Genomic DNA, 8420 nt, shown 5'->3' on the forward strand with positions numbered 1-8420 from the left:
GTCGCCGACGATCTTCCAGGTGGTCAGCAGCGGCGGCGCGCGAGGCTTATGCCAGCCCGACGCCGCTGCTGACCACCTGGAAGATCGTCGGCGACCGCATCTTCATCGAGCCGGCGCGTCATCTGGCGCGGCAATGGGTGGCCGGCGGGCAGCCAACCTATGCCTACCGTTTCTCCTATGTCGCGGAAAGCCAGCGGGGGACCATGCCGGGCGCCACCCATGCCAGCGAAATCCCCTATGCCTTCCGCACCATCGACGCCCGCTATCCCGGTGCCGTCAATGCAGCGGACCAGGCCATTTCACAGGTGTTCCACCACCATTTCGTAGCGTTCGCCAAGACCGGCAATCCCGGCTATCCCGCCTATCGCACGGGGGATGACAAGCTGATGGATTATGCGCTGACGGGACCGTCCTTCGTGGCCGATCCGCTGCGCACCCGTCTGGACCTGATGGAAGCCATCCAGCAGTAAACGACGGGGAAACCGGGGTACGTGTGTCCACGCACCCCGGTCATCCTCACTTCCCCTTCACGGCGCTGAAGCTGCTGCCCTTCAGCGTCACCTCGGTCGTGACGGGCAGATCGGCGACCGATGCGCCCAGCCAGACCTTGTACCGGCCCGGCTTCACCACCCATTCCTTCTTCGCCACATCGAAGGTCGCCAGCAGGCGCGCATCGACGGGGACGGAGAAACGACCGCTGGCGCCCGGCGCCAGTTCCAGCTTCTGCCAGCCCGCCAGCCGCTTCGGCGCCTCCCAGCCGCCCGATACAGGCCCGACATAAAGCTGCGGCACGGCCTTGCCGGCGCGGTCGCCCTTGTTGGTGACGGAACCGGACAGGGTCAGCGTGCCGTCGGCCCCGACCTCCGCCTTCAGGTCCTTATAGGCGAAGCTGGTGTAGGACAGGCCGTACCCGAACGGGAACAGCGGCTTCAGGCCCTTCCGGTCGAACCATTTGTAGCCGACTGCCGCCCCTTCCGGATAGGCGACGTCGAACGGGGTGCCGTCGGGCAGCCCCTCGCCATCCAGCTTGGGGCGCGGCAATTGGTCCAGGCTGCCGGGGAAGGTGACGGGAAGGCGCCCGCTGGCGTCCACCTCTCCATACAGCACGCGGGCGATGGCCTCACCGCCCGCCGTGCCGGGATACCAGGCGGCCAGGACCGCCCCAACATCCTTAAGCCAGGGCATGAAGACGGGCCCGCCCGATTGCACCACCACGATGGTGCGCTTGTTGGCCTTGGCCACGGCGGCGACCAGCGCGTCCTGATTGTCGGGCAGGGTCAGGGTGAAATCCATGGCCTCGCCCGTCCACTGGTTCACGAACACGATGGCGATATCGCTGTCGGCCGCCAGCTTGGCGGCAGCGGCCGGGTCGCTGCCGGCATCGAAGGCCACCTCACCCCCGGCGCGGGCTTTGATGGCATCGAGCGGCGGGTTAGCGTGATAGACGATGGGACCGGGGAAAAATTTCGGCCCCGTGCCCGGCACGGGATTGCCACCGCGCCCGAACACGGTGGAGGAACCGCCGCCCGACATCACGCCCTTGTCAGCATGACCACCAATCACGGCGATCTTCTTGGCACCCGCCGCCAGCGGCAGCAGGTCGCCCTGATTCCTGAGCAGGACGATGCCTTCCTCCGCGTCGGCGCGCGTCACCTTGGCGTGGGCATCGTAATCGATCTTGTGATCTTCGACCGCTACGGGATTGTCCATGACGCCATGGGCAAACATGGCGCGCAGGATGCGGCGGTTCATGTCGTCCAGCCGCGCCATGCCGACCGACCCGTCGGCCAGCGCCTTGCCCAACAGGTCGGCGCCGAAATACATTTCCTTGTCGAAGATATAGCCCGATTCCTGGTCCAGGCCGGCATTGGCGGCCTTGGCCGTGCTGTGAACGGCGCCCCAGTCCGACATGACATAGTAGGGATAGGCCCAATCGCCCTTCAGCACCTTGTTCAGCAGGAAGTCGCTTTCACAGGCATAATCACCATTATAGCGGTTATAGGCGCACATGACGGAGCCGGGGTTGGACCGTTCCATGGCGATTTCGAAGGCCAGCAGGTCCGACATGCGGGCGCCGGCCTCCTCAATATTGGCGGACAGGACAAAGCGCCCCGTCTCCTGCGCGTTCAACGCGTAATGTTTGATGGTGGAGATGATGTTGTTGGACTGGATGCCGCTGATCTGGGCACCGACCATGATGCCAGCCAGCAGCGGGTCTTCCGTCCCATATTCGAAATTGCGGCCGTTGCGCGGCTCGCGCACCAGATTGATGCCACCGGCCAGCATGATGTTGAAGCCCGAAAGCCGGGCCTCCTTACCGATCATGGCCCCACCCTGGCGGGCCAGCACCGGGTTCCAGGTGGCGACGGTGGCGATGCCGGCGGGCAGGGAGGTGCGTTCCCGCATCGGCTCTGCCGAGTCCCGCTGTGTCGCCACGCCGACACCGGCATCGGTCTGCCATTGCGCGGGAATACCCAGCCGGTCGATGCCGGGGATATAGCCGGCCGATCCCATGCGTATGCCAGCCGGCGGAACATAATTGCGTTCCTTGAACGGCGATCCGAAATAGCCGAAGACCAGTGTCTTCTTCTCTTCCACCGTCATTTCACGCAGCAGCAAATCGGCGCGCGCGTCGGCGGAAAGGGTGGTGTTCATCCAGGGACGGGCGGCCGGTGCCGCATCGGTGGCAGCCGGCGCCGCACTTTCGGCGGCCAGTGCGGGGCCGCCGGTCAGGGCCGTGGCCAGCAGCAGGGTGGACATGAAGGCCCGCATCTTCCTGTTGTTCATTGCCGTTTCTCTTTCATATTTAAGGTGCCGGCCGGGGATCTGTGCGATCCCGCGTCCTCCCGCTTCAGCTTTACACCATGGAATGGGGTGCCGGCCGCCGCAATGGCAGCGTTGGCCGTTCCCCCAAGGCGTTCCCCCGGCATTTGTCGCGGGTGGTTCGGTCGCCATACTAGCATCCGCTCGGTCCTGTACCAGCAAAAACAGACAACGTTGTCCGATTTCTGTCCAGCCTCTTATCGTCAAATCATCTGCTCAGCGTGACATCCTGGCAACAATGGACAGTTTGATCACGCAGGGGGACAGAGAAGCCCTCGCCAAACGCCTGAAATCCAGCCATTTGGGCAATTGCGTCTCGCAGTTGCAGAAATTTTCCGAATGCCGAATATGGTCAGATTTTGCGTTTATATCCCGGACAGGCCATGTCTGCGCTGTCACTTAGTATGACAACGATGACATATAGCGCTTGACATCAACCCGACCTGTCGTAAATTCAGAACCACTAAGGATGGGAGCGTGTGACGTAACACGCCGGATGGGTGGGGAAACAAACCGAGCGGCTAATTCAATAGCCCGATCGTATTCATCAGACGCATGCCACCTTGAAATGGTGTTCTGCGAATGATCCCGCGCATTCTGGCGCCAAAAATCGCACGTAAAACTTTGCTCTGAGGGAGGATCTCTTGACAGGGATGCATTCAATGCTCGGCCGTGGGCTGGCCGTGGCCCTGCTGGCGGGCGCTTCGCCGTTCGCGCTGGCGTCTACCGCCTTGGCCCAGGCCGAACCGGCAGCCACCAATACGCTTGATGAGATCATTGTGACCGGCGTGCGCGCTTCGCAGCAGCGCTCGGTCGATGTCAAGCGCAACCAGACGGCGATCGTCGATGCCATCTCGTCGGAAGATATCGGCAAGCTGCCGGACGTGACCATCGCCGACGCCCTGCAGCGCGTGCCGGGTATCCAGATCCGCCGCGACGCGGGTGAAGGCTCCACGGTGAACGTGCGCGGTCTGCCGCAGGTCATCACCATGCTGAACGGCGAACAGTACCTGTCCGCCGGTAACCAGGGTGAAGCCAAGCCCAACCTGACCGACGTGCCGGCGCAGTTGATGAATGCCGTGGTGGTGTATAAGAGCACCGACACGAAGAACGCGCTGTCCGGCATTTCGGGCACCATCGACCTGCGCACGCGCCGCCCGTCCGACATGCCCTATGGCTTCTCGGCGTCGGGTGCCGTCGAAGGCCAGACCGGCAAGGACACCAAGGAAAAGGATTGGCTGGCCAACGGTCTGCTGGCCTATCGCGGTGACCGTATCGGTGTGCTTGTTTCCGCTGCGGGTAGCGAATCCAACCTGGGCAACAACTATTCCGGTGTGGCGCCGGGGCCCGGTATCGGTGGCCTGTCCGGCAATAATGATTGGGGCGGCACCGCGACCAACCAGTTCATCTCTCCGCATGGCTTTGAAAGCTTCCACAAGGAAACGGAACGCGACCGTCTGTCGGTGTCCGGCGCGTTCGAGGCCGATCTTGGCGAAGGCTTCACCTTCGTGGCTGAAGGCTTCTACACCAAGATGGACGAGTATAACCGCGCAGCCGGTATCAATATCTCCAACCGCTGGTCCGGCGATGCCTTTGGCGTCTGGACCAAGCCGACCTCCTCGACCCCGGTCAGCGGCAGCAACTGGCTGGCGGTGGACGAGTATGATATCGACGCCTGGTGGGTGAACTCCTTCTCCGTCAATCGCGTCAACAAGTCCGAATCCAAGAACTTCAATGCCGAGTTGAAGTATGACAATGGCGGCCCGCTGAAGGTCACCGCGCGTGCCGTTCGGGCCGATGCCGACCGCCTGTCGCTGAACGGCCAGGCGCAGGGCGATCTGTCGAACTGGCGTTACGCGCCGGGTCGCTTCAACCTGTTCCAAACCGCCGCCGACCGTACCCGCGGCACCTTCTATCCGGCCGCCATCGCGTCCAAGTTCCCGGCGTCGCGCTATACCAACAATATCGTGGGCAGCCTGGGGGGGCGCTATGTCGATCCCAACCCGCTGGGCTATGGCCAGAACCCGCAACTGCATTACGACATCTCGGGCAGCAGCCCTGTCTGGTCGGGCTTCGACCGCCCGATTTCCGGCGGCCTGGGTGCCGGCAAGACGCTGACCGACTACATGGCCAGCAAGGACAGCTACGCCATCGGTGCCTTTTCCTCGGAAGGCAATAACGAGGCGACGTCTGACCTGAACGTCTACCGCATCGACACGCAGTATGATTTTGAGGAACCGCTGGGTGGTTTCCTGAACCGCATCGATGTCGGCATCCGCCGCAGCGACCGGTCCGTGTCGATCGACCAGTTCCACCATTTCTCCAACTTCTACAAGGGCACTGGCGTCAACGATCAGGGTCAGGCGAACACGTCGGGCTGCTCGGCGCAGTGGAAGGCCATCGACGTCGTCATGAACCAGAACCAGTGTCAGGCTGGTGAGTTCGTGCCCGACCCGGTGACCGGCCAGTTGGTGTTCCAGGGCTATACGGTCAACGCGCCGACCCGTCTGGACACCTACAATAATGTCATCTGGGTGGATAATCTGGGGTCGATCACCAAGGGCATCCCCGGCTTCTGGGCTATCGATCCGCGTGACTTTGACGATCCGGTCGCCTTCCACAAGAAGGTGTTCGGTGGTGCCGATCGTGTCATCATCCCAGGCCAGTCCTATGATGTGGACCTGACCGAGGATAGCGGCTACGTCAACACCTCCTTCGAGTGGGGCCGCCTGAGCGGCACCGCCGGTGTGAAGATCATCCGCACCGAACTGCTGGTTCGTCAGAACATCACGGGTGACACCCTGAACTATGGCGACACCAACATCGATGCTGGCGATGTCGTCTCCCGTCGCAGCTATTATGACTACCTGCCGGCCGTGAATGCCAGCTACGACGTCACCGACGATCTGCGTCTGCGCTTCAGCTACAGCAAGACCATGCAGCCGCTGGATCTGTTGAAGTATGGCGGCGCGTTGAAGATCAACACGGCGGACGGCCCGCTGCGTCCGGACGGCACCAAGATCCGTGAGGTTACCAGCGCCGAGGCTACCGGCAATCCGGAACTGGATCCGTGGCGCGCGGATAACTGGGATGCGGCCGTCGAATATTATATCGGCAAGGCCAGCATGCTGAACCTCGCCGTGTTCCGCATGAATATCGAAAGCTACGTCGTTACCCGCACCACCCTTGATGGCCGGTTCCCGGACCAGGACGGCGTCATCCGCCGGACGGTCAACGTGACCCGTCCGGCACAGGGTAACGGTGGCCGCGTGGAAGGTGTCGAGGTTGGGGCCAAGTTGTCCTTCAAGGATTTCCTGGACGAGAACAGCTTCATCTCCAACTTCGGTGTCGACACCAACTACACCTACTCGCCAAGCGAGCAGACGGTGGGCACGCAGAAGCTCCCCTTCAACGACAATTCCAAGCACCAGTACAATCTGGTCGGCTGGTACCAGGACGACAATTTCCAGGCGCGTATTGCGTATAACTACCGCAGCAAGCGTCTGGAGAATGTGTTCAAGGAATTCCCGGTCTACCAGGACAGCACGCAGTTCGTTGACGTGAATGTCAGCTACGACATCAACGAAAAGATCACGGTCTATGCCAACGGTTCCAACGTCACCGGCGAGATCGAGGATTACTTCGTGCAGTTCCCCGGCGTCACCCAGTACGCCTGGCAGAACGAGTATGAAAGCCGCTACACGCTCGGTGTCCGCTTCAAGTGGTAATGCCGGTGTAGTGTGAGGTACGGGGCGCCGCCGGGACGTGATCCACGTCAAGGCGGCGCCCTTTTTTCTTTGCCATTCACCTGTACAATCCCATGAAACCTGCCTGGAAGAATGCCGATGCCCAGCGATAGCCGTATCCGTGAACTGGTCATTGTCGGCGGCGGGACGGCCGGCTGGATGACCGCCGCCTCGCTGGCCCATCATTTCCAGGGATCAGGGTTGAAGATCACCCTGATCGAAAGCTCGGCCATCGGGACCATCGGGGTGGGGGAGGCGACAATCCCCACCATCCGCCGCTTCTATCAGTCACTGGGCCTGCGTGATCTGGATGTGATCAAGGCCACGCACGGGACCGTCAAGCTGGGTATTCGTTTCGACGGCTGGCTGCACCAGGACAGCAGTTTTATTCACCCGTTCGGCGTCTATGGCCAGGATCTTCGGGATATACCGTTCCATCAATATTGGCTGCGCCTGCGCGCCGCGGGGGAGGGGACGGACCTGGGGGATTATTCGCTGGCTGTGGCGCTGGCGCGGGCCGGTCGCTTCACGACCCCGTCCCCCAATCCGCCCTCCACCCTGTCGGTATTCGACTGGGCGCTGCATTTCGATGCCGGCCTGTTTGCGCAATTGATGCGTAAGACAGCCGAGAGCATTGGGGTGCGACGTATCGATGCGAAGATCGAGAAGGTGGACCTGAACCCGGAAAATGGCCATATCGCCAGCCTGTTGCTGGATACCGGCGCTACTGTCACCGGCGATCTGTTTGTCGATTGCTCCGGGTTCCAAGGCCTGTTGATCGAAGGGGCGATGAAGGCGGGATACGAAGACTGGAGCCGCTGGCTGCTCTGCGACCGGGCCTTGGCCGCCCAGGGTCACGCCGTCAGCCCGCCGCCACCCTTTACGCGTGTGACGGCACACAGCGCCGGCTGGCGCTGGACCATTCCGCTGCAACATCGCACCGGCCACGGCTATGTCTATTCCAGCCGCCATATCAGTGACGGCGACGCGGAAACGGAGTTGCTGGCCGCCGTCGGCGCCGATCTGAAGATGGCACCGCGCCGCATCGCCTTTACGCCCGGCCGGCGCCGGCAGGCCTGGAAGGGCAATTGCGTTTCCATCGGCCTGTCATCCGGTTTCCTTGAACCGCTGGAAAGCACCTCCATCGCCCTTATCGAAACCGGGATCGACAAGCTGAAACAGTTGTTCCCGGCGCGCGACATCGACCCGACGCTGGTCGATGAATATAATGACTGGAGCCGGCGGGAGATGGAGCGGGTGCGCGACTTCATCATTCTGCATTACTGGCTGAACCGGCGCGACGATACCCAATTCTGGCGCGATTGCCGCGCCATCGACCTGCCCGACACGCTGACCCGCAAGGTGGAGATGTGGAAACGGCGCGGGCATATGGTGCGTTACCGCTGGGAGATGTTCCAGCCGGCAAGCTGGCTGGCCATCTATGCCGGGTTCGACTGTCTGCCCGATGGTTATGACCCGGCCCTGGACGGGTTCGACCTGCCCAGCCTGTCACGGGGACTGGCCGGCATGCGCAAGGCCATCGCCGATACGGTGGCCGATTGCCCCACGCACCAGGAATTCATCGACCGGTACGCCAAGGTCGTTGTCTAAACAAATAATCGGACAAGAGGGAACGTCATGAAGCCGTTGAACAGGATCGTCATCGCCGGGGGTGGCACGGCCGGCTGGATCACCGCCGCCATGCTGTCCTTCATGACCAAGGGAACGGGCACAGCAGTTGAACTGGTGGAATCCGACGAGATCGGCACCATCGGCGTGGGTGAGAGCACCATCCCGCCCTTCGTCGTGCTGCTGCGCAGCCTGGGTATCGACGAACAGGATTTCATCAAG

At 62.2% G+C, this 8420-nt stretch carries 5 protein-coding genes; 4 read left to right on the plus strand and 1 reads right to left on the minus strand.

Features of this window, described 5'->3' with window-relative positions:
* A partial coding sequence (locus KBA48_RS31085) for a carboxylesterase family protein (protein WP_292912565.1) occupies positions 1-470 on the plus strand: 470 nt, incomplete at its 5' end.
* A 46-nt stretch (positions 471-516) separates the two neighbouring features.
* Here the strand turns inward: KBA48_RS31085 and KBA48_RS31090 are convergent.
* On the minus strand, positions 517-2787 hold the full coding sequence (locus KBA48_RS31090; RefSeq protein ID WP_292912566.1) for a beta-glucosidase: 2271 nt from the start codon (positions 2785-2787) through the stop codon (positions 517-519).
* 698 nt (positions 2788-3485) lie between these two features.
* On the opposite strand from KBA48_RS31090, the gene KBA48_RS31095 reads away from it, so the two are divergent.
* From KBA48_RS31095 to KBA48_RS31105, 3 genes are all read left to right on the plus strand, one after another.
* On the plus strand, positions 3486-6551 hold the full coding sequence (locus KBA48_RS31095) for a TonB-dependent receptor (protein WP_292912567.1): 3066 nt from the start codon (positions 3486-3488) through the stop codon (positions 6549-6551).
* A 117-nt stretch (positions 6552-6668) separates the two neighbouring features.
* Positions 6669-8180, plus strand: coding sequence for a tryptophan halogenase family protein (locus tag KBA48_RS31100; protein WP_292912568.1), 1512 nt, complete (start codon positions 6669-6671; stop codon positions 8178-8180).
* 27 nt (positions 8181-8207) lie between these two features.
* The coding region (locus KBA48_RS31105; protein WP_292912569.1) for a tryptophan 7-halogenase at positions 8208-8420 on the plus strand (213 nt) is incomplete at its 3' end.

The organism is Niveispirillum sp. (assembly GCF_017996735.1).
In the GTDB taxonomy this organism is placed as follows: Bacteria; Pseudomonadota; Alphaproteobacteria; order Azospirillales; family Azospirillaceae; genus Niveispirillum.